This window comes from Pedobacter gandavensis, assembly GCF_014172405.1.
Classification (GTDB): domain Bacteria; phylum Bacteroidota; class Bacteroidia; order Sphingobacteriales; family Sphingobacteriaceae; genus Pedobacter; species Pedobacter gandavensis.
Map to the genome: position 1 here is coordinate 1,462,533 of NZ_WNXC01000001.1, position 22,200 is coordinate 1,484,732.

Annotated in this window: 20 protein-coding genes and 1 riboswitch; of the genes, 5 read left to right on the top strand and 15 right to left on the bottom strand. The window is 39.5% G+C overall.

Annotated features, from left to right (window positions below; genetic code table 11):
* Window positions 1–29: 29 nt before the first annotated feature.
* The 7 genes from GM920_RS05870 to GM920_RS05900 all read right to left on the bottom strand — a co-directional run bounded on the left by GM920_RS05870 (window position 30) and on the right by GM920_RS05900 (window position 6,039).
* Entirely contained in the window at window positions 30–992 is a 963-nt protein-coding gene (locus GM920_RS05870) for a hypothetical protein (protein ID WP_182954363.1), read from the bottom strand.
* An 8-nt stretch (window positions 993–1,000) separates the two neighbouring features.
* Window positions 1,001–2,104 carry a toxic anion resistance protein gene (locus GM920_RS05875; protein WP_182954366.1) on the bottom strand — a complete coding sequence of 368 codons (1,104 nt, stop codon included), beginning with the start codon at window positions 2,102–2,104 and terminating at the stop codon, window positions 1,001–1,003.
* A 32-nt stretch (window positions 2,105–2,136) separates the two neighbouring features.
* Window positions 2,137–2,751 (bottom strand): TerD family protein, encoded by a 615-nt coding sequence (locus GM920_RS05880; protein WP_182954368.1) that lies wholly within the window; start codon window positions 2,749–2,751, stop codon window positions 2,137–2,139.
* A gap of 6 nt (window positions 2,752–2,757) precedes the next feature.
* Window positions 2,758–3,312 carry a TerD family protein gene (locus tag GM920_RS05885; RefSeq protein ID WP_182954370.1) on the bottom strand — a complete coding sequence of 185 codons (555 nt, stop codon included), beginning with the start codon at window positions 3,310–3,312 and terminating at the stop codon, window positions 2,758–2,760.
* Between the two features lie 581 nt (window positions 3,313–3,893).
* Window positions 3,894–4,730 (bottom strand): phosphoribosyltransferase family protein, encoded by an 837-nt coding sequence (locus GM920_RS05890; protein WP_182954373.1) that lies wholly within the window; start codon window positions 4,728–4,730, stop codon window positions 3,894–3,896.
* The gene (locus tag GM920_RS05895) at window positions 4,727–5,422 is read right to left on the bottom strand and encodes an HAD family hydrolase (RefSeq protein ID WP_182954375.1); all 696 of its coding nucleotides are present in this window, start codon (window positions 5,420–5,422) and stop codon (window positions 4,727–4,729) included. The genes GM920_RS05890 and GM920_RS05895 overlap by 4 nt, the downstream gene beginning before the upstream one ends.
* Before the next feature lie 50 nt (window positions 5,423–5,472).
* Window positions 5,473–6,039, bottom strand: coding sequence for a helix-turn-helix domain-containing protein (locus GM920_RS05900; RefSeq protein ID WP_182954378.1), 567 nt, complete (start codon window positions 6,037–6,039; stop codon window positions 5,473–5,475).
* Between the two features lie 200 nt (window positions 6,040–6,239).
* Here GM920_RS05900 and GM920_RS05905 point away from each other — a divergent pair, with 200 nt between their 5' ends.
* Window positions 6,240–7,466 (top strand): multidrug effflux MFS transporter, encoded by a 1,227-nt coding sequence (locus GM920_RS05905; RefSeq protein ID WP_182954380.1) that lies wholly within the window; start codon window positions 6,240–6,242, stop codon window positions 7,464–7,466.
* A 184-nt stretch (window positions 7,467–7,650) separates the two neighbouring features.
* Here GM920_RS05905 and GM920_RS05910 read toward each other — a convergent pair whose 3' ends face one another.
* The 8 genes from GM920_RS05910 to GM920_RS05945 all read right to left on the bottom strand — a co-directional run bounded on the left by GM920_RS05910 (window position 7,651) and on the right by GM920_RS05945 (window position 16,851).
* Window positions 7,651–8,334: an SIR2 family NAD-dependent protein deacylase gene (locus GM920_RS05910; RefSeq protein WP_182954383.1), complete on the bottom strand. Its 684-nt coding sequence runs from the start codon at window positions 8,332–8,334 to the stop codon at window positions 7,651–7,653.
* A gap of 143 nt (window positions 8,335–8,477) precedes the next feature.
* Window positions 8,478–9,053: a DUF6580 family putative transport protein gene (locus GM920_RS05915; RefSeq protein WP_182954386.1), complete on the bottom strand. Its 576-nt coding sequence runs from the start codon at window positions 9,051–9,053 to the stop codon at window positions 8,478–8,480.
* A 68-nt stretch (window positions 9,054–9,121) separates the two neighbouring features.
* Window positions 9,122–10,225: a DUF5074 domain-containing protein gene (locus GM920_RS05920; protein ID WP_182954387.1), complete on the bottom strand. Its 1,104-nt coding sequence runs from the start codon at window positions 10,223–10,225 to the stop codon at window positions 9,122–9,124.
* A gap of 57 nt (window positions 10,226–10,282) precedes the next feature.
* Window positions 10,283–11,146, bottom strand: a complete 864-nt coding sequence (locus tag GM920_RS05925) for a cell surface protein (protein ID WP_182954389.1) — start codon at window positions 11,144–11,146, stop codon at window positions 10,283–10,285.
* A 41-nt stretch (window positions 11,147–11,187) separates the two neighbouring features.
* The gene (locus GM920_RS05930; protein WP_182954390.1) at window positions 11,188–12,303 is read right to left on the bottom strand and encodes a YncE family protein; all 1,116 of its coding nucleotides are present in this window, start codon (window positions 12,301–12,303) and stop codon (window positions 11,188–11,190) included.
* 68 nt (window positions 12,304–12,371) lie between these two features.
* A complete protein-coding gene (locus GM920_RS05935; RefSeq protein WP_235964448.1) occupies window positions 12,372–13,523 on the bottom strand; it encodes a YncE family protein in 1,152 nt (383 codons plus the stop codon).
* 45 nt (window positions 13,524–13,568) lie between these two features.
* Entirely contained in the window at window positions 13,569–15,629 is a 2,061-nt protein-coding gene (locus tag GM920_RS05940; protein ID WP_182954392.1) for a TonB-dependent receptor, read from the bottom strand.
* Window positions 15,630–15,726: 97 nt separating this feature from the next.
* Window positions 15,727–15,916, bottom strand: a riboswitch (cobalamin riboswitch).
* 53 nt (window positions 15,917–15,969) lie between these two features.
* Window positions 15,970–16,851, bottom strand: a complete 882-nt coding sequence (locus GM920_RS05945) for a polyphosphate kinase 2 family protein (RefSeq protein WP_182954393.1) — start codon at window positions 16,849–16,851, stop codon at window positions 15,970–15,972.
* Window positions 16,852–17,115: 264 nt separating this feature from the next.
* On the opposite strand from GM920_RS05945, the gene GM920_RS05950 reads away from it, so the two are divergent.
* From GM920_RS05950 to GM920_RS05965, 4 genes are all read left to right on the top strand, one after another.
* Entirely contained in the window at window positions 17,116–17,868 is a 753-nt protein-coding gene (locus GM920_RS05950) for a polysaccharide biosynthesis/export family protein (RefSeq protein WP_182954395.1), read from the top strand.
* 25 nt (window positions 17,869–17,893) lie between these two features.
* A complete protein-coding gene (locus GM920_RS05955) occupies window positions 17,894–20,206 on the top strand; it encodes a GumC family protein (protein ID WP_182954396.1) in 2,313 nt (770 codons plus the stop codon).
* 115 nt (window positions 20,207–20,321) lie between these two features.
* On the top strand, window positions 20,322–20,855 hold the full coding sequence (locus tag GM920_RS05960; RefSeq protein WP_182954398.1) for a UpxY family transcription antiterminator: 534 nt from the start codon (window positions 20,322–20,324) through the stop codon (window positions 20,853–20,855).
* 142 nt (window positions 20,856–20,997) lie between these two features.
* A complete protein-coding gene (locus tag GM920_RS05965) occupies window positions 20,998–22,185 on the top strand; it encodes a DegT/DnrJ/EryC1/StrS family aminotransferase (RefSeq protein ID WP_182954399.1) in 1,188 nt (395 codons plus the stop codon).
* Window positions 22,186–22,200: the final 15 nt, after the last annotated feature.

Sequence of the window (22,200 nt, forward strand, 5' to 3'; positions counted from 1 at the left end):
TATTGTTTTAATTTACTTTGATAAAAATGCTAAAAAAGATCGGTTTTAAGCATCGCTTTTAAAATATTCGCCTGTACATCGAAATTATTCAAATGATCCAGAAAATCTATGTCTGAAATTTTCAGATAATTTTCCTCTAATAGGTCAATAATTTCCTTCGGAATATAGGTTTTAAGGGCCGCAGCACTACTTTCCAATTTATCGTTCTTATAGGAAAGCTCCTGAATCATCTTTTCTTTTTCTGACAGATTGTTTGTCCAATCCACATCCTTCAAGACCTCCATATCACAAAACAGGAAGAGATTCCTGTTCGGGAAAAAGAGGAAGTATCGGTCTACTTCTACGAATTTATAGACCTCAATGATCATTTGCCCTGACTTTAATCCGCAGAAAAACTCCGTTTTAAAATCATACTTACATAGGGTACCCATTAATTTTCTTTCGATCGTAGCGTGGATGTTCAAATACACATCTTTCGGATCGTATTGAATCAGTTCACTCAACTGATCAGGAGTAATGTTATAATAAAAGTCTTTAGCATACCTGGAGCTAAATGAATTGATGTTTTTTGAAAAAGGAAAATCAGTACTCAACTCCGACAGCACTTCAAACAACTTCCTTAGGGACAAATTGACCTTTAAGGCTTGCTTCTGCTTGTCTAAATTGAAATTACGATCGGTAAAGACGGAATTACTCATCCGCTCTATCAGTTCCTTATTCAGCTCTATTTCATCATAGATCAGGCTGACATTCTTTTCATTATTCTTTTTAATCTTTCTGAGCAGTTCAATCACACTGGATGTAAACTGTACATGAAAAAGCTCCAGTTTATCGATATCCAATTCTTCATTCTGCTCAAATAACTGATGAATCACCTGACTGCGCAGGTAAATTTTATAAACCGCTTCTTCTTCAAAAAACACAGAGAGCAGCTGCAAGCGGCTGATCTCTGTGCGGGATTCTTTTAAAATATTATTACGGCGGTCATCCATCGATTTTTTTAATTAACTCGCGTCACGTTCTTTTTCAATTCAGTTTCCAGCGTTTTCAATTCTCCATCTAACACCCTTCTGCTCTGCTCTCCTGCCTCATGAATTTTCTTCACCTCATTCAAGGTTTCGATCAACGATTGCGTAGTCATTTTCAGGGTATCCAAAGACACCACTGTTTTTTCATTCTCTCTGGCTACATCAATACTATTCTGTTTCAGCATTTCTGCATTCTTCTGTAAAATCGTATTGGTGGTGTCAGAAATTTTCTTCTGCATTTCTACATTGGCTTTTTGCCTTTGTAGTGCAACAGCGATGGTCAACTGATTTTTCCATACCGGAATCGTGGTAGAAACAATCGACTGCGCTTTTTCGGCGATAGACGTATTGTTATTCTGCACTACTCTGATCTGAGCTAAAGATTGTAACATGATAAAGCGAACAATTTTCATGTCTGCCAAACGTCTGTCTAATCGGGTTACGAAATCTCTTAAATCAGCGATCTCATAATCCTCATAATCAGCGGCACTGGCTTCCATTTCCGTTAACTTCTGCTTCAGTTCTTCATATTTAAGTTGTCCTGAAATGATCAGGTCTTCCATCTGATGGATATACGCCACATTGTTATCAAACATAGTTTGCAACGAGCTATTGTCCTTAATTGAATTTAATCGCCCAGCCTTAATCTTATTGGTGATTTTGTCAATGTTATTGACCACCACATCATATTTTTGGAAGAGTTTTTTAACATCAACTACCAGGTTCTTAAGGAAAGGGATTTTTGAAATGAAAGATTTAAAACCACTCTGTTCCAATTCAGAAACATCAATATAATTAAGCTCGCTCAATAATTCATTAATCAATCCACCTACTTCTCCGCTATTCTGAGTTCTTACAGATGATAGAAAATCATTACTGTATTTCTCCATAGAATTCTGCGCTTCCACCCCATAATTAAGGATAGAATTAACATCAGAAGGCTGTAATGATTTATTAATCTCATTATACTTTTTCACTTCTTCCGGAGTGATGGTTGTCAAATCAACATTTCCATCCTTATCCAGTTTTACAGGAACCGGGCTAAGGCTTTCGGTCGTAATCGGGGTTATTTCCATAATTCAATAAAATGTCCTTTACCTTTTAGACGTTATAAATAGCTTTGTGTTACTGTATTTACAGTTTCTTCTAATTTCTTGTCTTTGGTAGGCTCTCCGATGGCATTGAATTTCCATTCTCCGTTTTTCTTGTAGAATACACCCAATACCATAGAAACATGACCAGCAAATCCTGCGCCATTTGCAATATCATAAGTTGCAAACACCTCTCTTACTTGTTTTGGATTTCCTTCGTAAATACGAATTGAAGCAAAAGGAATCGTTCCAAAATCATGACCTCTAAAGCTATTCAATACGAATGCGACATAGTCAACAGCCGGATTAAGTTGGGAGAAATCTAAGGTAATCACCTCATTATCCAGACCATCATCACCGCCCATATCACCTGTTAAGTCGTCACCACTATGTTTTACAGCACCATCTTTCGATTTTAAACTGCCGAAATAAATGACATCTACCAGTTGTTTTTTATCATTGTACAAAGCACAACTCGCGTCCAAATCTACTGCTTCTTTGCTTTTACCAAAACCAAACATGCCTTTTTTCTCAATGGCACCCCAGTTAATTCCTACACAAATATTTTGAAGCTTGCTTCCGTTACTTTTTTCAAGACTGATACGCTGTCCTTTTTGAAGATTGATTGCCATAATTTCTTATTGATATTTATTTAAATAATCTTGTAAACCACCTTTCATGCCCATACCTACGGCTTCGAATTTCCATTTTCCTTCACGTTTGTAAATTCTACCGAATTCTACAGCAGTTTCAATTGAAAAATCTTCTTCCAGTTCATACTTTAAGATCACCTCATTTGAAACGGCATCAAAAATACGTACGAAAGAGTTTCTAACCTGACCAAAATTCTGTTTTCTGCCTTCTGCATCATGGATCGTTACCACAACACAGATCTCATTAACTTTAGGATCAATTTTAGTTAAATCAATTTTGATTTGCTCATCATCACCAGCGCCATCACCTGTTAGGTTATCACCTGTATGTTCTACAGCGCCATCTGGAGAAACCAGGTTATTGTAAAATACCAGGTTTTGATCAGACACCAATTTTTTTTGATCACCTAACATAAAAATCGATGCATCTAAGTCAAATGCTGTACCTGTAGTAGAACTATTGGTATCCCATCCAAGACCGATCGTAAATTTAGGAGCATCAATGTTCTCCCTTTGTCCTTTTTGCAAGTTAATTGCCATATTTAATCAATTTTTAAATTATAATCAATAATTAACAATACTGTTTTAAGCTGATAATTCAGCATTGATTTTGGGTAATTTACCAATTCCAATACTAAAATTACCGCGCTTTATCAGTACCTGCAAAATATCATTTTTTAACTGAAAAAACTAGCTTTTTAATGTAAAAAACAACTTTTTCAGCACCTGATACCATCGGATTTGAAGATCTGATGACAATTATTCCCGGCCAATCAATTCTGTTGACTTAGTAAGGAGTTAGATTCCATAGTTTTGCTTAAAATGCCAAAGCATTTGAACTCCTGCGGACTTCCTTATTCAGTAGGAATGAGGTTATAAAACAGCTATATACTAAGGATATACTCAGGCCTTGGCATGTTATTGCGGTATTCTTGAGATACTATTTAAATGTAGTTGATGTGTTCCTGAATATACCAACTACATAGCAACTATATAGAAAGTATATGGCAAGCCCTGATTATACCCTGAGTATACCCTGTGACTTCCCTTTAAATACACAGCCAAAAAAAGACTCCTGCATTTTCATGCAGGAGTCTTTGGTTTAAAACTAAAAAATCGTCTTAACTTAATTTGTAAGCCTGTTGATTCAAGTAACTTTTCAAATGATTTAAATTCCCTTCATACGACGGGATCGTATGATAACTATTTCCCAATGACAAATCATATAAGCTGTTCATGAACGCCGAATTTTGTCGTTCCAGGAAAACACTGAAACTCTCAAAATCACTGTTCAAAATATATTTTACAATCCGGGTATTTATCGCAAAGTTTCCGCTTTTAATGATTTCATCCAGGTCAAAAATAGATTTCACCAAATGATAGTTCAGGTGGTTTTCAATATTTGGATGTATATTTTTATTCACTAGCTCTGCAAAATAGAGCATGTGAATATCGTTTTTCAAGCCATATTCTTTCACCATTTTCAGGATCATTCGCTCATGACTACCAGTAATTTTGATGTCATCCAGGAAAAGCAAGGTTTTACCTTCCAGAAAGCCTTTGTCAATATGAAAAGAATCATTTCCAATCAGTTCCATCCTTTCTTCCGCACTTAGTCCGCCGTAATCCTCTTTGTAGGTGATGGTTCGGTGGACTTTTGCTTCCTGAACCACCAGTCCACCATGCTCCACCAACCAACGGTTCAATTGCGCTACAAATGCATTTTTCATGGCAAAAGTCGCTGTTGGAATGAAACAATAAGGACTAGAAATCACTACAATCTGTTCTGTAATCAGATTCTCTTGCAGGTAATACTTGATAAAACCCTCGGCCAGGTCTTTTCCGAAAGACTTAGACACCAGGTCATCACCAAATTTAAAGCGACTATAATCATCTGCTGAAAACCCGAAATTAACGGTATCATTTATTTTATGGAGGGAATAGGTATATGGAATCATGAGCGTAATTGTAAAATTGATAAATGATTTGAATTGATGAGCAGGGTGTTGATTCCCATCGCCTTTGCCCCTTTCACATCTGCAATCGGGTTATCGCCGATATGTATAATTTCATGGAGTCCAATTTCAGGATGTCTGTCCTGATCGATTGTATCCAGCATCAGCTGAAAGAATTTGGGGTTGGGTTTAGACAGGCGCATTTCGTCTGAGTACAATTGAAAATCCAACAAGTCGGTCAGCTGTAAATGATCCAGCACTTTTCTTAGCGTTTTTCCTCTGATAAAACCGGTATTACTCAAAATATTTGCGGTGCTTAATCCAGTAGACTTCAACTCGGTTAATACCCTCAAAGAGTCTTCACTGTATAGCAATGGCATATGATTCAACAATAAGCTTTCCATTTCCAGATATAACTCCTCCATATCCAATCCCTGGAATTCCGTTGAATAATCATTGATGATGCTAATCACCATCAGATACATTTCATCGGCATCTATATTTTTTCCTGTCTTCTCATTGATGGCATTCACCATCAAGTCGACTTGTCTAAATATGAACGCAACTTCCGCTATCGTTTTCTTTTTGGAATTAAAATGGGCATGAAAATATTTTGTCCTTTCCGTTTTAAAGGCTGGATTGGACTTGATCAAGGTTAGCCAAAGATCAAATGAATAATGTTTATAAAGGGGCATCTGTGTGTTTAGAATAGATTAGGGAGGGTAATGTTACAAATTTCGCCGGACTATTTGATTTTATCCAATGGTTTTCTCGGGTTAGCGTTGGAGTCTCTGTATTTGCTAGGACTTAAGCCGGTAATCGATTTAAACTGCGCAGATAAATGTGCGCTGCTGCTATATCCCATCTTATAGGCAATTTCATTGAGGTTTAATTCTCCATATTCCAACAACTCCTTCACCTTTTCAATTTTCTGTTGAATGATATATTTTTCGATGGTGATTCCTTCTACGTCAGAAAACAACCGACTCAGGTAGGCATAATCTTTATCCAAACGGTCCGCAATGACGGTGATCAGACTCTGGTTGAGCGCATTCAAATCAGAATAATGAACCAGTTCAATCACCTTATTTTTAACCTGTTCAATCAGCTGATCTTTTTCCTTATCCATCAGTTCAAAACCCAGCATTTGCATCGTTGCCGATATATCCTGCAGCTGATTGGGATTCGGGTCTGGTACCACCTCCACTTTACCTAAGCTGATGTCCTTTACCTCGAAGTGAAGTTGCTCCAATTGCTGACGTACAATCATCACACAACGCTCGCAAACCATATTTTTTACATATAACACCATAATTCTATCTCTCCGGAGGTTAAAACGAAATTACAAAAATAACTTATTTACTTTCTGAATACTTACAGAATCCTGCTTAAAACTTATATAATTAGAACGAAATGGGATCATTTATGTTTTGATAAAGCTTCCATTATCTTAGGATAAAACAACCGATTCTGGCGGATGCCAAGCCGACAATACCTATATTTGCAAGGCTAATGACAAAACAAAAATACTTCCTCCTGATTGTATTATTAGGCTCCCTAACCGCTTTAGGCCCTTTTTCAATCGACATGTACCTCCCGGGATTCCCGGCTATTGCAAAAGACCTGAACACCACTGTACTTAAAGTATCGTTATCACTTTCCAGCTATTTCATAGGCATTTCTGCCGGACAACTGCTTTATGGACCATTATTAGATCGTTTTGGCAGGAAAAAACCATTATATATTGGTTTAGTCGTTTATATTATTGCCTCTGCGATTTGCGTATTTGCCACCAGTCTGGATGCCTTGATCATTCTCCGTTTCATGCAAGCCATAGGAAGTTGTGCCGCAGCAGTTGCTTCTATAGCTATGGTGAGAGACCTTTTCCCGGTAAAAGAAAACGCGAAGGTTTTCGCCTTGCTGATGCTTGTAGTAGGCGTTTCTCCAATGATTGCCCCTACTTTAGGCGGTTATGTCACTGTGGCCTGGGGATGGCATTCTGTATTTATCATCTTGATGGGCCTGGGCATTTTAAACCTGATCGCCAGTTGGCTTTGGCTACCGGACGGCTATAAACCAGACACCAGCCTTTCCCTGAAGCCCATCCCTATTCTCAAAAATTTTCTGTCTGTACTCAAAGAGCCACAGTTTTATACCTATGCTTTCACTGGGGCACTGGCTTTCTCCGGATTATTTGCCTACATCTCTGGTTCCCCACTCGTCTTCATCGATATTTTTCAAGTATCCGAAGAAGGTTATGGCTGGATCTTCGCCTTACTGGCTACAGGGTTAATTGGCTCTAGCCAGATCAACACCTTTTTACTAAGAAAATACAGAAGTGAGCAAGTGATATTTGCCGCTTTAAGCACACAGGTTTTAGTGGTCTTATTTTTCTTATTGGGTAGCATCAACAACTGGTTTGGCCTTACAGAAACCGTATTACTATTGTTCTTATTCCTTTCTTGTCTGGGCTTAACCAATCCAAACACCTCTGCTTTATCTCTTGCGCCATTTAGCAAAAACGCAGGCAGCGCATCGGCCTTAATGGGTGCCGTACAAATGGGATTGGGTGCATTGGCTTCTTTTGGCGTCAGCATGTTCGAGGTAAAATCTGCAGTTCCTATGGTGGCCATTATGACCGGTACAACCATCATTGCCCTCCTGATTTTACTCGTTGGAAGAAGAAATATTAAAGTTCAAATCGAAGAAAGTAAGGATACTACAACCTTTGTTCATTAATATTTTAAAAGTTCGTAGGGGTAAAGCCTCATTACTCTGGTTTATGAGCTTAATTTCAGAGCAGATGGGTAACTAAGCCGGAAGCAGCAGTTAAGGGCTTCTGGATCAGATATGAAGTGCAGGGGTACTTAAAACCACTCAATAACATAGAACAGAAATTTACTTGTCGGGTAAAATCAAAATTCTAGGTTAACAAGGCCATCAAATCCCTCATCCCCTCCACTGCTCTTTTTTCAATTTTGATCAGCTGATGGTTATTTTTAACTTTCGGAATTACTGGATCGATGATATAGATTGGACTGTCTGCGGGAACATAATCAATTAGCCCAGCAGCAGGATACACGGCCAAAGAACTCCCTACCAGCACGAATACTTCTGCTGAGCGACAGATCATAGACGCCTCGTCGATCATGGGTACAGGCTCACCAAACCAGACCACATGTGCCCGAAGTTGTGTTCCCAATTCACAAAGATCGCCCATCTTTAATTCCCAGCCTGCTATTGGATAAGTTAAACAAGGATCTCTATCAGATTGTGAGCGCGTGATGATACCATGTAAATGCGTTACCTTACTGGAGCCAGCACGTTCGTGTAAATCATCCACATTTTGAGTGATGATCTGAACATCATAATCTGCTTCCAACGCTGCCAATGCCCTATGAGCTTCATTCGGCGCTGCTGCCAACACCTGTTTTCTGCGTTCATTATAAAAATTCTGAACCAATACCGGATTCTTACGCCAGGCTTCAGGTGTGGCTACATCATAGATATTGTAACCTTCCCAGAGTCCGTCCGTATCCCGGAAGGTTCTCAATCCGCTTTCCGCACTTATTCCGGCACCTGTAAATACAACTAATTTCTTTTTCATAAGGGGCGATTCAGCTGTCGTTGAGGACTGCAGCTTCCTTCAAAGGTAAATAATTCTTCCGGGCATAAAAAAATCCCGGCTGGTTGAAGAGTTTCCTCCGCAACAATCCCGGGATTGTTTATCTTATTGTTTTTAAACGCTGTTTATGCTGCTTTGGCTAAACTTAAATATGGGTATTTAGCTTTTAAGGCTTCAAAAGCGCCAAACATTACTGCTCCATAAGCTACAGTTCCATAAAGGAAGTTCAATTCAAAAGGAATCGCATTGATCAAACATTGACCGTAACCGGCTAAAGTAGCTGGGTAAATACTTGGTGCATACATTGGGCCGATATCACTTAAGATCCAGTGTAGAAAAACACCAATGAAAGTGGAAGCCATAAAGGTTCCTACATTCACTTTTTTCATCATCAGTTTACCAACGGCAACCATTGCTACAATTGCAATATAGGTCCAGTACCATCCTGCATAGAAAAATCCATATCCAGAAATTTTAGCAATAAAGATATCGCTCAGTACCAACACCAACATAGGGAAAGCAAATGCCTTCACATTGTTATTGAAATATGCGCCGCCAAATAAGGCAATTGCTCCTACAGCTGAGAAATTAGCGATCTCTTTAAAGTCGCTAGATAAAGGGGCTGCAACACGGATAATGCTTACAAAGATGATAATCATTAACAGGATTATCGAACGCGGGTTGAATTTAGATTCAGACATATTCTTTTATATTATAATAACAAAGTTATATTTTTTCCTTGGCATTAAAAAGCCCATGGGCATAACGTTTAGTGGAAGGCAAACATTGCTGGGAAATAGTAACCTGAAAAAGGAACTGTTTTACTCAGCGTACCTGTTTTTGCATCATAGATATTCAAGAAGTTGGTGTAAGAATTTACGCCAAAACCAGGCAACATCGTGGTGGTTACAATCTGATCTGCCTGAGCATAATAACCTAAGTTCTTTTTATAATAAACCTGTTTATCCACAGCAGTAATGAAAGGTTTATCCAGAGAAGTTTTATCACCGGATACATATTTGTAAATATCCTGACCTCCACCCCATCCATTTGACGATTTAATCATAAATACTGCATTTTCTTTCGTAGAGGCAACGATTGCTGAAGAGAACCAGGCGCCAAAGGTGCTAAAAGTAGTAAATGGCAATTCTACTGTTTCTGTTTCTAAGGTTACCGGATTCGATTTATACAGGTTTTTACCCCCAGTAAACCATACACTACCATCTGGTGTTCTCACGAAACCGGTGGTTACACCAGCGATTTTCTTTTGAACGGAAAGGTCGGAAACATTATAGATCACTGCACCTTCTGATTGAGAAAGGGTATAGATGTATTTATCTGTTTTCAACATATCGCCGATCTGACCTTTAGTACCTATTAATTTAAATGTTGGTTTTAAGGTCTTAAGGTTGATCAGATAAATCCCATCGCTACTGCTTAAAAGCCCATTGTTTTCGTCTATACCAACAAAGGCTCGCCAATCATAGTCTCCGGAACCAGGAATTCTACCTACTTCTTTCATCGTTTTTGCATCAGCTACTACAACTGGTCCTTTTACTTTACTGATCACATATAAATTGTTATTGAAAACGGTACCGTACTGCACGGTAGAACTCGCAGGTTCAAATCCTTTTCCATCGTTCTCTTTTTGGAAAACACTGTCTTTTAGCGTACCACTTACGGCATCATAAAATGACACTGATCCTGTGCCGTGACCATACCATCCTTCATTGATGATAAAAAATCCTTTTTCATATTTCCCGGCAACTACTGTTGGGTCTACACCAACTTCTGGGGTATCTTTCTTACATGAGAATAGCGCAGCTGATAAAACAGCTGCTAATGCTAATCCTTTAAAACTTGTGAACTTCATTGAATGGATTGAATTTTGTTTGTATGATTGTTTGGTCGCCTTTATTTTAAGGAGTGCTTACTTCATTAAGCTGATGTCTTCTACACCAGTAACTTCGGTAGACAACTCTCCCAGCCAGCCCATATTTGCCTGTACGCCGGTTTGGATTTTAATGAAATGAATGCCATTTAAAGTCACTTTCTTTCCATTTTGATCTACCGCATTTGCGATGTCGATTTTATCACCACCAAGCAAATTATCTGCGTAACCCCAATCATATGGTTGACTGAGGATCATTCCAGGATCAGACATATCGATATTTCTATTTGACAATAGTGAACCTTTAAGGGTATATTCTGTGATCAATTTTCCCGCTTTGTCTTTCATTTCAGGAAAGTACGCTTGTTTGTGAAAAGTGTTGGTTTCAACCACTCCGGTCTTGCCATATACATCTTTCCAAGGCACAGGATCAGTGTCTGCTGCCGGCTTGGTATAAGTCACCGCATAATTGCGTTGGTAGGCTAAATTTTTGAACTCACTACCTGCAACTTCATACCAGGTATCATCTGCCAGGCCATTGCCATTGGTATCCTGCATCACCCATACAATCCCTGGTTCAGAAAAAGTTGGCAATGGATTTCCATAAATGATGATGTCGTCCTTATCCAGTTGATTGATCACCAAGTGGTCAAATCCAAGCACAATTGAGCCGCCCCATGCGCCAAGACTTACCATTCCTTTTTTACCGATAATTGTATTGGCTCCTACTGTATTTCCAAGGTCCGTATTGATAAACTGGCCTGGTGCTGGAAGGTACTCTATTAACTTAGAGACAAAGCTTGTGCCCACAATAGGTTCTGGAGTCGGTGTTGGATCTGAGTTTTTTGAGCAGGAAGCCAGTGCGGCCATGCCTAGGAAAGCGAGATAGTACTTAGTTTTCATGATATGATGTTTATTGATAATTATAGATTGGAGCTTGATGATTAGAATCCGTATTGGAATACAGCCATTTTAGGTGCAACACCAGTCTCAAAAGCGAATTGCAGTTTTCCATCTTTGCTGTAGCTAAACATTTTACCATTATTGGTGAAATCTTTCCCATCAGCCACATAAAAACTATTGTCCAATGTGTTTAAGCTTACCGTGTAAGGATAGGTAATATCAGCAGCTGTACCATCTTTGATCAGGTCATTTCCTAATGCGCCAGTGCTGGTATTGAAAGATTTCAAATAAGGAGCGGTACTGTAACCGATCGCATAACCATTGGCACCGGTGATGCTCAAAAACGAAAGACCTAAATCAGGACCAGAACTAATTTTAGTATCCGATACACTGCTCAATTTTTCAAGCGTTCCCTGAATAGAGCTATAATTGCCAGAAGTCTGCACAAATAAATCACCACTAGGAGTGGCAAAAATTACCCTTGGATTTAGGGAGGTAGGGATTTCCTTCAGCTTGGTAAAGTTATTTAGGTCTACTACAGATACGGAGCTATTGTTAGCAGATGGGAAAAATTGATGTACAGAATTGGTCACATAAATCTTGTTATTTACAATGGCCAATTGCTCTAAAGCGCCACCAACAAGCAATCTGCTATCAATCGTTAAACTTGTAGTATCCAGTTTAGTCAATTTCCCATCATATCCAGAGATATAGGCTTTGTTCTTATTGAAAACAATATTTCTTGGCATAAAGCCTCCGTTTTCATCAGAAAATGGAATGCGTTTCAAAGATTTTCCAGTTGCCATATTGATCACTTCCAAATAAGAATCTTTTGCATTAACAGTTGTTCCGGTGATTACGCAATAGATCTTACTTCCATATTGCTTCAGGTCATTCGCATTAGCGCCAAGTGCTTTACCGTTTTGTTTGGCAAAATAATCGACTTCCACTTTCTTACTTGCCACATTATAGTAGCTGATAGAACTTGCGCCACCACTGGAATAAGAACCTTCGTTAAGTACGTATACGCCTGTTGTATTTAGCGGTTGTGGGGCAATTACAGGTAATTCATCCTTTTTACATGAACTTAGAGAGAGTAAACCCGCAGTAGCAAGTAGCAAGAATAATTTTCCGTTTTTGGTCATTGAGGTATTCATATTTTTTTTGTTTAGTTGTATTATTTATTGTTGTCTTTATGTGATGAATTTAATTGTAGCTTCTTATTTTACTTATATACCATGGCGAAATGTGCAGGGATATCCCCGGTAACAACAGACCACTTCTTCTTCCCTGCCGGGTCGAAGCAATACAGGACCCCTGGAGAGACATAATCCCTTGCATCCGTGACGAACACTTCTTTAGTATATTTATCAACTGCAATACCGTATGGAATCATAATTTTTGCGTCGGTCCCATCGGTAATGAATTTCGTGTTTAGGATTTTCTCTTGTTTTACATCCAGCATACCATAGCTGAGGCTGAACTTCCCGGTATTGCTGCTCCATTCTGAGCCATAGAAATAAGCGATATCGTCATCAATCACCAGATTACTGGCTCCAATATCAAAACGCGTTTTGATCAGATCAGTCTTGGTATCAATCACATAAATTTTAGAATGAATATCCAGGTAATTCCCTCTGGAGGTCACATAAATATCTCCGTATTTATCTGCTTTCAGGCGGTGCAGATTTATGGCAACATCAATATTTTTGACAACGCTAAACGAGTTCAAATCAATCACTGAAACCCTGGTATCATAATTCAAGGGGGTATAGCCACCAGAATTCGCGACATATAACTTCTGTCCAACAACCGCCATTTCTTCTGGCTGCCTTCCTACTTCTATTCTTTTCTCTTCTTTTAAGGATGCCGTATCAATTTGGACTACTACCCCATTTGGCGCATCAGGGACGCCAACTTGTCCGAGGTAAGCACTCACATAGGCCTTTCCATCCTTGAAGGTAATGTAACGGGGATTGGTCACGTTAATTTGCTGAATTCGTTTACCTGATTTTGCATCCATAACCTCCACTTTATTGGAAATATTAACGACCACATAAAGTTTAGATCCGTAAATCCCCACATCATTTGCCACATCTCCCAGGCCGTTTACCTGTGCTGGGTTCATCTGGTTGTACATGTTTCTTCTGTACACGCCGGTAGAAAAATCCATGTAGTCTAAGGAGGCTTTGTTCATCCCCATATTGCCTTCATTGACCAGGTAAAAACCTTGTAATTGGCGTGAGGGATCGGCTGGCAGTATACCTACCAGTTCCTCTGGAATCACTTGTAAATCCTTGCGACAAGCACCTAAAAATGAGCTCAGCAAGATCAGCAGGAAACAGGCATATCTAGTAATGGCTTTCATTTTTTTCATCGGTTTATATAATCGTTTAAAAAAATTAATTCGTTTAATGTTTGGTTAATAGTCATACGTCAGGCTGAATCTATAGGAACGGCCGGGCATGGGGTAATTCGTGATCACGGCATAAGCCTGATTTAACAAGTTATTCACTTCCGCTGTAAGCCTCAATTTCCTTTTCTGAATTTGCATATTGTAGTGCATGGCCAGATCATGAGTATAAAAAGGTTGCACGTAATTCTTTGGGATATTGGCACTTTGATCGTAACGTTCGCCGGTGTATAGGAAGCTATAGTTCATTGCAAATTTCTTGTAGGAAGCGCCAGCCAGAAAGGTGCCGTTATGTAAAGGGACATAAGGGATCTGGTCTTTATAAGTCGTAGATTTTGGATCTGCATCGATGGCCTGCTGGTAAGTATAGCTTAGCCCTAAACTTAAATTAAGTGCTTGTGCTACTTCCCAGGCAGATTGGATGTTGACATCAATCCCTTTGATTTCTACTTTTCCTAAATTTCTCATGCTCCACATGGCTTGTGAGGTTCCGGGAACGGCCACAATCTTATCTTTCACCTGATTGAAATAGGCATCTGCCTGAATAGAGAATTGTGATAATGCGCGGTTTTCATAGCCTTTGATATAAGTGAATCCCAGGTCATATTGTTTGGTGTATTCTGGACGAAGTACCGTAAACTGGTAAAAAGTATAGTAAAGGTCATTGAAAGTTGGCATTCGGAAAATGCTTTTATAAAAGGATCGCACTCTGAATTCCTTTTGATCGAAAGGCTGCCAGGATACCATTACTGTTGGGGTAAGCTCATTTTTGCGACCTGCAGAAGGGCCAGATTTCACTTGATCACTTACCAGCGTACTCAATACATTGGCCTGAATATCGAACCTATCGAAATGCAGTTGTGTGGCCAGCACATTCAACAAGGTATTTCTGGTTGGGTAAGCAAAGCGATCCAGGTTTGCATCCATATGGTTCCGCTGATAGTCGGCAGACCAAACCAGATCCCAGTATTTATTGATTTTCAATTTATTCGCTAAAGAAAGATAGAATTCCTGTTGATGGTAGGTATTGTTCAGAAAACCCGAGGTCGTTACAATATCCGGGTTCAGGTAGCGCATATAATCATTTGAATACTTCGCCGAAGCCAGCAGGCTGTATTTCCCGACCTTCTTTTCATAGGCTGATTGTGCAAAGAAATTACGGTTCCACATCCGCTGCGAAAAACGGAAAACATTGGCTACAATTGCGCCAGGTAATCCCTGATCGTCTTTATAACCATATAATTTCACGCTCCATTTACTACTGTCGGCCAACATCCCATTTAAGCCCAGCTCCAGGCGCATCGTTTCTACATCACCATCGGTACGTACCGCTGTGGTATCATACACCCCATTGGTGATCCTGTATTTATAGCACCCGTTTGCCTTTTTTAATTCTGCACTTAGGGTACTATAGGTATGCTCACCCAGTTTACTTTGCCATAGAACAGATGGATTCAACAAACCAAATGAGCCTGTTCTGAATGCTGCTTTTACCCGATTGCTCCTACCCGCTTCAAAATTTGGTTGTCTGGCTTTCAGATATAGAGAACTGGCGGAAGCAAAGCCTTTTGCCGATTGTAAAATACTACTTTTCTGCCCGTTATACAGTTCGATCTCTTCAATGTTATCTAATGAAAACTTCCCAAGGTCTACTTGTCCATTTTGTGCGTTCCCCAATTGTACCCCATCGTAAAATACCGCGGTATGGTTACTGCCCATACTGCGCACATTAATGGTTTTTAAACCGCCAATTCCACCATAATCTTTTAGCTGAACACCGGAGAAATAACGCACCGCATCAGCAACAGAAAGGCTGTTCAGCTTTTCAAGTTCGGCACCAGAAAGGATTTGTAAGGGTGTGGAGGAAGTTTGGCGTCTACTGAGTTTTATGGTTTTGATCTGTACTTCCTTTAATGCATTTATTTTTTCCAGGGAATCCTGTTTTGCTGGCTTAACCGGATGGATTTGGGCTTGCGAATTTAAAGGCACAGCTACCCCAACACCGATTAAGGTTAGTAAAGTAAAAAAACAAGCGTTGATGCCTGAAAAGGCAAATTTGTTTCTTCTCATTTTTGTTGTGAGTTATTTACCCACAGCAAACAGTTAGATCATGGAAATGAAATACAGTAAATAAGCACTCACTCCAAGCTTCAATCCCCGAAAGCTATGAAATATTATACTTATGGCAGGTCTTCTGACTTACTCCCGGTGATCCTGCCTTCCCATTTTTGTTAAAAAAGTGGCCTTGATTTGAATACCGTTATAGAGCTTACAGCTGCGGGACAGTTACGGATTCACACCGTATTCCCTTTTAATCCCGGTAAAGATTACCGGGAACCAAAAGCGTGGCAAATGTACTTAATTATCCCACAAGGACAAACTTTAGTCATTGATATAAAATTTGATGGCTTTAACCTTCCAGGAGCAAACTCCTTTTTATCTCTTCCAGTTTCGCCATTTCCTCCTCTCCTAACACCGGAAACTTCAGGTTCATCCCTTTTAAATGATGTTCTAAAATCTGACTAATCAACAACCTTGCGTACCATTTCTTATCCGCAGGGATGATATACCATGGTGCTTGTGCTGTAGAAGTCTCATTGATGGCCTGTTCATAGGCCTCCATGTAATCTTTCCAGCGCTCTCGCTCTGTGATATCCGAGGAGGAGAACTTCCAGTTCTTAACAGGATCCTCTATTCTTTCTAAAAACCTGGCTTTCTGCTCCTCTTTAGAAACATTCAGGAAGAACTTGATGACTACAGTTCCATTGTCTGAGATGTGTTTTTCGAAATTCCGAATGCTTTCATATCTCCTTTTCCAGAACTTATCATCAATTTTCTTTACCGTATCATATCCTGGAATTTTCTCATTCAACACATATTCCGGATGAACTTTACAAACGAGTACATTCTCATAATGAGATCTGTTGTGAATCCCAATACGTCCTCTTTCTGGTAGCGCTTTATAATGACGCCAGAGAAAATCGTGGTCATATTCTTCAGAAGTTGGCGTTTTAAAGGTATACACCTGACAACCCTGGGGATTTAATCCGGACATCACATGTGCAATCGCACTGTCCTTTCCAGCGGCGTCCATTGCCTGAAACAAAATGAGAACCGAGTGTGAATCCGCAGCGTAAAGTGTTTCCTGCAACTTATCTAAGGCCTCTTTAACCAGATCCAGTGCTGCCTTACCAGCTTCTTTTTCCAGGTCCCCATTATAGCTGGTATCCTGATCTTTTAGTACAAATTTCTTTCCTGGGCTAACCCGGGAATTTTCTATTTCCTTATTCATTGGCATTTTGGTTCTTTACATTGGTAGAACGTTATTCCGAATATAATGTTTAAAATAAATGATTGTAAAAACATATCTATATTCTAGCACTAAATCGACTAAATTATCCTTCTATTTTCTCAATAATGTAAACTAATAGTGTGCACTTTTACAATGTGAATTACAACTTGCCCAGCTACTCATTTTATGGGGTATTATTTATCTAACTTTATTCTAAGAATTCCAGGGAATATCAATTAGTTAAATCATTTAACCTCCACCAAAATGAAAAATTTAACCTTTGCTTTATTCGTTTCGCTGATTTTACTAGGCTGTGCGCCACAAAGAAATCTAGTATACTTCAGCAACCTTACCAATGTTTCCAGTGATCAAATTCCAAAGGCTGCGGACTTAAAGCTCCAGAAGAACGACCAGTTGAGTATTTCCTTAACTAGTTTAAACCCAGAATACAACGTCCTGTTTGCCAGTGCAAATGCGACCAACAGTAATAATCCCATCAATAGTAAGGGTGGTTTCAGGATCAACAGTGCAGGAAACATTGCTTTACCACTAGTGGGCGAGGTAAAAGTGGAAGGACTAAGTTTGGAAGAAGCTCAAGGCGTAATTACCAAGGCCTTAAAAAAACAAATCAAGGATCCTTTTGTAGATTTACAGCTGGTCAACTTCAAAATCACTGTTATTGGAGAGGTGAATCATCCAGCCTCATTAAATGTACCTGGAGAAGAAATCAACTTATTGGAAGCCTTAGGTATGGCCGGAGACATGACTGTTTTTGGTAGAAGGGAAAACGTGTTGGTGATTCGGGAAGAAGATGGCATACGTAACATGACCCGACTAAATCTCAATGACAAGAACGTTTACAACTCTCCATACTTCCATTTAAAACAGAATGACATCGTGTATGTAGAGCCTGATAAATCTAAGGAAAAACAGGTCAATCCCAACAACCACCTGATTCCAATCATATCTACGCTTGTTTCCGCAGCAGCTGTAGTATTAACTATAGTGCTGAGATAATCTGTTCTATTTTAATTCAGAAAACATGAACTCATCTTTTTATCAAAAAGCGCCTTCCAACCTGGGAGACCTGCGAGAAAACATACAGAAGTATACAAAATATTGGTATGTTTTTATACTAACATTTGCGCTATGTATACTTGGTGCCTTTATTTACTTGCAAACGATCAATCCCAGGTACAAAGTAAGCAGTACTTTATTGGTTCAGGACGATCAAAAAGGACAAGGAGAAGTTAAAGAAAGTGCCTTTAGTGACCTCAACATGTTCCGCAGCGATCGGAAAGCGGACAATGAGATGGAAGTACTACGTTCCAGAGATCTGATTTATAAAACACTAAAAGACCTGTCTTTAGAAACCGGATACTTTGTTAAGGGCAGCTTAAAGGACGAAGAGTTATACGGAAAAAATTTACCTATAAAAGTGACGCTCTTAAGTGTCAATGCCAGTGGCTACTTAAAGCGTCCGGAGGTAAGTGCCTATAATGACCATCAGTATGTTTTGAAAGATAAAGACCAAAAATGGATACTACCATACGACAAAACGGTACAGAAACCGGGTTATCAAATCATCGTGAGCAAAGGTCCGGCATTTCAAAATTTTACCGATCCGGTTGAACTCAAATTCAAAAACCTACAGCGCATGGCTGAATCCTATAGCTTAACAGGATTGGTGGTGTTACCAGTGGTTAAAGACGCCAATACGATCGTGATTAGTCTGACAGATAACGTCCCGCAAAGAGGTTTGGATATCCTAAATGTACTGATCAAAAAATACAATGAAGAAGATGTCCTCAGGAAAAATCTAATTGCCGTAAACACCATCAACTTTATTGATAAAAGATTACATGCATTAAATAAAGATTTGACCGGTGTAGAGCATGATGTAGAAAACTACAAACAGGACAATATGGTAACTGATGTCAATACAGATGCACAAATGAATGTGGCTAAATCTGGTGAATATGGCCAAATGTTGTCTAACACAAATTCACAACTTAATGTGGTGTCTTCCCTGGAAAAATACCTTCAAAATAGCAGTTTAAACGTTGTACCCAGTGCATTGAACATCAACAATGCGACCTTAGCCGACTTAACGGCAAAGTATAATGCCACCCAGCAGGAAAGGGCTAAAATGTTGCGGACTTCTGAAGAAAGTAACCCATTGGTTCAAAATCTGACGGCTCAGTTGGTCAGCTTAAAATCAAATATCCAGGAGAACCTTCAGAACATCAAAAAAGGCTTGCAAATAGAAAGAAATAGTCAGCAGGCCATGAGTTCCAGGTTTAATTCTAAGGTAAGGTCGGTACCGGCTGTAGAGCGTGGATTATTGGAAAGAACCAGAGAGCAGAGTGTGAAATCAGGATTATACCGTTACCTGCTTCAAAAAAGAGAAGAGACCACCCTTTCCTTATCAGCTACTGTCCCAACCTCACAAACGATAGATAAACCGGCTTACAACAGCGTACCAGTTTCGCCAAAAACAGAATTGATTTACCTTTGTGCGAGCTTTGCAGGCTTACTAATCCCAGGTGCATTCATCTATGGAAGATCATTGTTAAACAATAAAATCCGGGATATAAAAGACATTGAGTTACTAACTGGTGTACCAGTTCTTGGGGTACTCAACCATGTGAACAAGAATGAGGCGGCGCTCATTGACCACAACAGCAGGTCTACCATTACTGAACTGTTCCGGTACATCCGAAGCAACCTTAATTTCATGAACAATGGTTTGCCTGATCAGGTCATGTTGGTTACTTCCTGCATGAAATCTGAGGGAAAAACATTCTTCTCTGTCAATCTTGGGCTCACTTTAGCTTCCGTAAATAAACGGGTGGTATTATTGGAATTCGACATGCGGGAACCGCAATTACTTCAAAGACTTCATTTAGATTCCAAAATTGGCATTACCGATTACCTGCTGAATCCTGATGTGACCATCGATGAGCTCCTGTCGAATTCAAGAAAATACCATGACTTAATTGTGGTGGATTGCGGGCCCATTACCACAAATCCTTCGGAGTTGATGATGCATCCAAAAATTGGAAAACTGATCGAGGAATTGAAAAGAAGGTTTGATTATGTGATCATTGATACCGCTCCTGTTGGCCAGGTTGCAGATGCTTTTAGTCTCTCTGCCTATACTGACCTGAGCATTTACCTGATCCGCTATAATTACACGGATAAATTACAATTGAATATACTAAAAGATATTTTGTATTATAAAAAACTGACAAACCCTATGGTCGTGTTTAATGATGCAAAAGTGGAGCCCAGTAACACCTATGGCTATGGCGGTTTTGGCTATGGCTACGGTTTTGAGGTCTCCAAAAACTAACAAAATCACCCCTCATTTAAGTATTGCCTTCCCCCTATCATGTAAGTGATGTAGCGAAGCTCTGTCCTTTTTAAAAAAGTATTATGAAAGTCTTTACAATCTTAAAATTCTCGATATGGAAAATCAATTCGGCTCCAGAAGCACCTGGAGCAGGCACTGGCTTGTAATTTACACCCGCCCAAGGTGGGAGAAAAAAGTAGACAAATTGCTAAAGTTGCAGGACATCAGGTCCTATTGCCCAGTTCGCAGCGTAACCAGTCAATGGGCGGACCGAAAGAAAATTGTAGACCTGCCCCTCTTTAGCGGTTATGTATTTGTATGGGTAAATGAGCGCGAAGAATATAAGGTACGACAAACGCTAGGGGTATTAAACTTCATTTATTACATGGGGAAACCTGCAGTCATCAGAGATAACGTAATCGAGAAAATTGAAGAACTGATGAGTAAAAATGTGGAATGTGAAGTTGTTGACTCCCAGGAAATCCATCTTGGTGACCGCATTCGAATCAAACAGGGGATCTTTTACAACCAGGAAGGAACCGTCATCAAGGTACAGGGCAAACATGTTTTAATGTTGCTCGATCATTTAAACTGTGCAGTTGTGAGCAGTATCCCCATTACTGATGTGATGTTGAATACCGCTATATAATAGAGTTCCGGCTCTCTCCTGAGCCGGAACATTCCAAGAATACCATCCCTTTTTTTTCTTCTGAATTTCCGACAGCCATTGATCTCCCTAATCGATGGCAGCTGTCTTATGCAATAAAAAATTCACCTTTAAAATTAAGCACATGATTCCTGTAACCAAACCCTTTCTTCCAAAGGAAGATGAATTTAAAGAATACCTTGACAGCATTTGGGAACGTCAATGGCTGACCAACAATGGGCCTTTACTGAATGACCTGGAACTCAAGTTAAAGCAATACCTGAATGTAAATCACATGCTATATGTCTGTAATGGTACTTTTGCCTTACAACTGGCCATTAAAGCATTAAACCTGACTGGTGAAATTATTACCACGCCCTTTTCTTATGTGGCCACCACCAGTAGTATTGTTTGGGAAGGCTGTAAACCTGTCTACGTTGATATCGATAGCGAGACATTTAACATAGATCCAACCAAAATAGAGGCCGCGATTACACCAAATACTTCGGCTATTCTGGCAACCCATGTTTACGGGAATCCATGCGACATTGATGCCATCCAGGCGATTGCTGATAAACACGGCTTAAAAGTCATTTATGATGCGGCGCATTGTTTTGGTACGCAGTATAAAAACAAGTCTGTTTTTGATTATGGCGACATCAGCACCACGAGTTTCCATGCTACAAAATTGTTCCATACCATTGAAGGGGGTGCTGTTTTTACCCGCGATCCGGATCTGTTAAAGAAAATGCAATACATTCGGAATTTTGGTCACAGCACACCTGATAGTTTCGCCGGACTAGGTGTAAATGGTAAGAACTGCGAATTCCATGCAGCCATGGGCTTGTGTAATTTAAAATATGTAGATGAGATCCTGAAAAGGAGAAAGCTCCTATCCCTTCATTACTACGAGCGCTTAGGTAAGATTAAAGGTAGTTTTCCAAAGCTAAATAAAGACCAGGATTACAATTATGCTTATTTCCCTGTCCTGTTTGAAACGGAGGAATTAAGAAAGCGTTGCACGGAAAAACTAGAATTGTCACAAGTGTTTTGCAGAAGATACTTTTCTCCATCACTATCTACCCTACCCTATGTTGATCCGGTGGCCATGCCTGTTTGTGAAGACATTGCCAACAGAATTGTTTGTTTGCCACTTTATCACACTTTAACACTTCCAGACCTGGACATGATTTGCCGTGTCATTTTAAGAACGCAGAATTATGCAGATGTTTCTCCTGTTGCCACAGATAATTTTGGGATCCTCGTCACGGATAAAATCGCTACAGAAATTAACGATTTAAATGCTATAAACAAGCCTAACACACCCATGTAATCAACCTTTAAAACA

Coding starts and splice junctions, on each gene's coding strand:
- GM920_RS05895 (WP_182954375.1), bottom strand. CDS start 5,422: ATGCCCCTTTATAAACATTATTCATTTGATCTTTGGCTAACCTTGATC.
- GM920_RS05905 (WP_182954380.1), top strand. CDS start 6,240: ATGACAAAACAAAAATACTTCCTCCTGATTGTATTATTAGGCTCCCTA.
- GM920_RS05935 (WP_235964448.1), bottom strand. CDS start 13,523: ATGAAAAAAATGAAAGCCATTACTAGATATGCCTGTTTCCTGCTGATC.
- GM920_RS05925 (WP_182954389.1), bottom strand. CDS start 11,146: ATGAAAACTAAGTACTATCTCGCTTTCCTAGGCATGGCCGCACTGGCT.
- GM920_RS05965 (WP_182954399.1), top strand. CDS start 20,998: ATGATTCCTGTAACCAAACCCTTTCTTCCAAAGGAAGATGAATTTAAA.
- GM920_RS05940 (WP_182954392.1), bottom strand. CDS start 15,629: ATGAGAAGAAACAAATTTGCCTTTTCAGGCATCAACGCTTGTTTTTTT.
- GM920_RS05875 (WP_182954366.1), bottom strand. CDS start 2,104: ATGGAAATAACCCCGATTACGACCGAAAGCCTTAGCCCGGTTCCTGTA.
- GM920_RS05950 (WP_182954395.1), top strand. CDS start 17,116: ATGAAAAATTTAACCTTTGCTTTATTCGTTTCGCTGATTTTACTAGGC.
- GM920_RS05870 (WP_182954363.1), bottom strand. CDS start 992: ATGGATGACCGCCGTAATAATATTTTAAAAGAATCCCGCACAGAGATC.
- GM920_RS05955 (WP_182954396.1), top strand. CDS start 17,894: ATGAACTCATCTTTTTATCAAAAAGCGCCTTCCAACCTGGGAGACCTG.
- GM920_RS05900 (WP_182954378.1), bottom strand. CDS start 6,039: ATGGTGTTATATGTAAAAAATATGGTTTGCGAGCGTTGTGTGATGATT.
- GM920_RS05945 (WP_182954393.1), bottom strand. CDS start 16,851: ATGAATAAGGAAATAGAAAATTCCCGGGTTAGCCCAGGAAAGAAATTT.
- GM920_RS05885 (WP_182954370.1), bottom strand. CDS start 3,312: ATGGCAATTAACTTGCAAAAAGGACAAAGGGAGAACATTGATGCTCCT.
- GM920_RS05960 (WP_182954398.1), top strand. CDS start 20,322: ATGGAAAATCAATTCGGCTCCAGAAGCACCTGGAGCAGGCACTGGCTT.
- GM920_RS05910 (WP_182954383.1), bottom strand. CDS start 8,334: ATGAAAAAGAAATTAGTTGTATTTACAGGTGCCGGAATAAGTGCGGAA.
- GM920_RS05930 (WP_182954390.1), bottom strand. CDS start 12,303: ATGAATACCTCAATGACCAAAAACGGAAAATTATTCTTGCTACTTGCT.
- GM920_RS05880 (WP_182954368.1), bottom strand. CDS start 2,751: ATGGCAATCAATCTTCAAAAAGGACAGCGTATCAGTCTTGAAAAAAGT.
- GM920_RS05920 (WP_182954387.1), bottom strand. CDS start 10,225: ATGAAGTTCACAAGTTTTAAAGGATTAGCATTAGCAGCTGTTTTATCA.
- GM920_RS05915 (WP_182954386.1), bottom strand. CDS start 9,053: ATGTCTGAATCTAAATTCAACCCGCGTTCGATAATCCTGTTAATGATT.
- GM920_RS05890 (WP_182954373.1), bottom strand. CDS start 4,730: ATGATTCCATATACCTATTCCCTCCATAAAATAAATGATACCGTTAAT.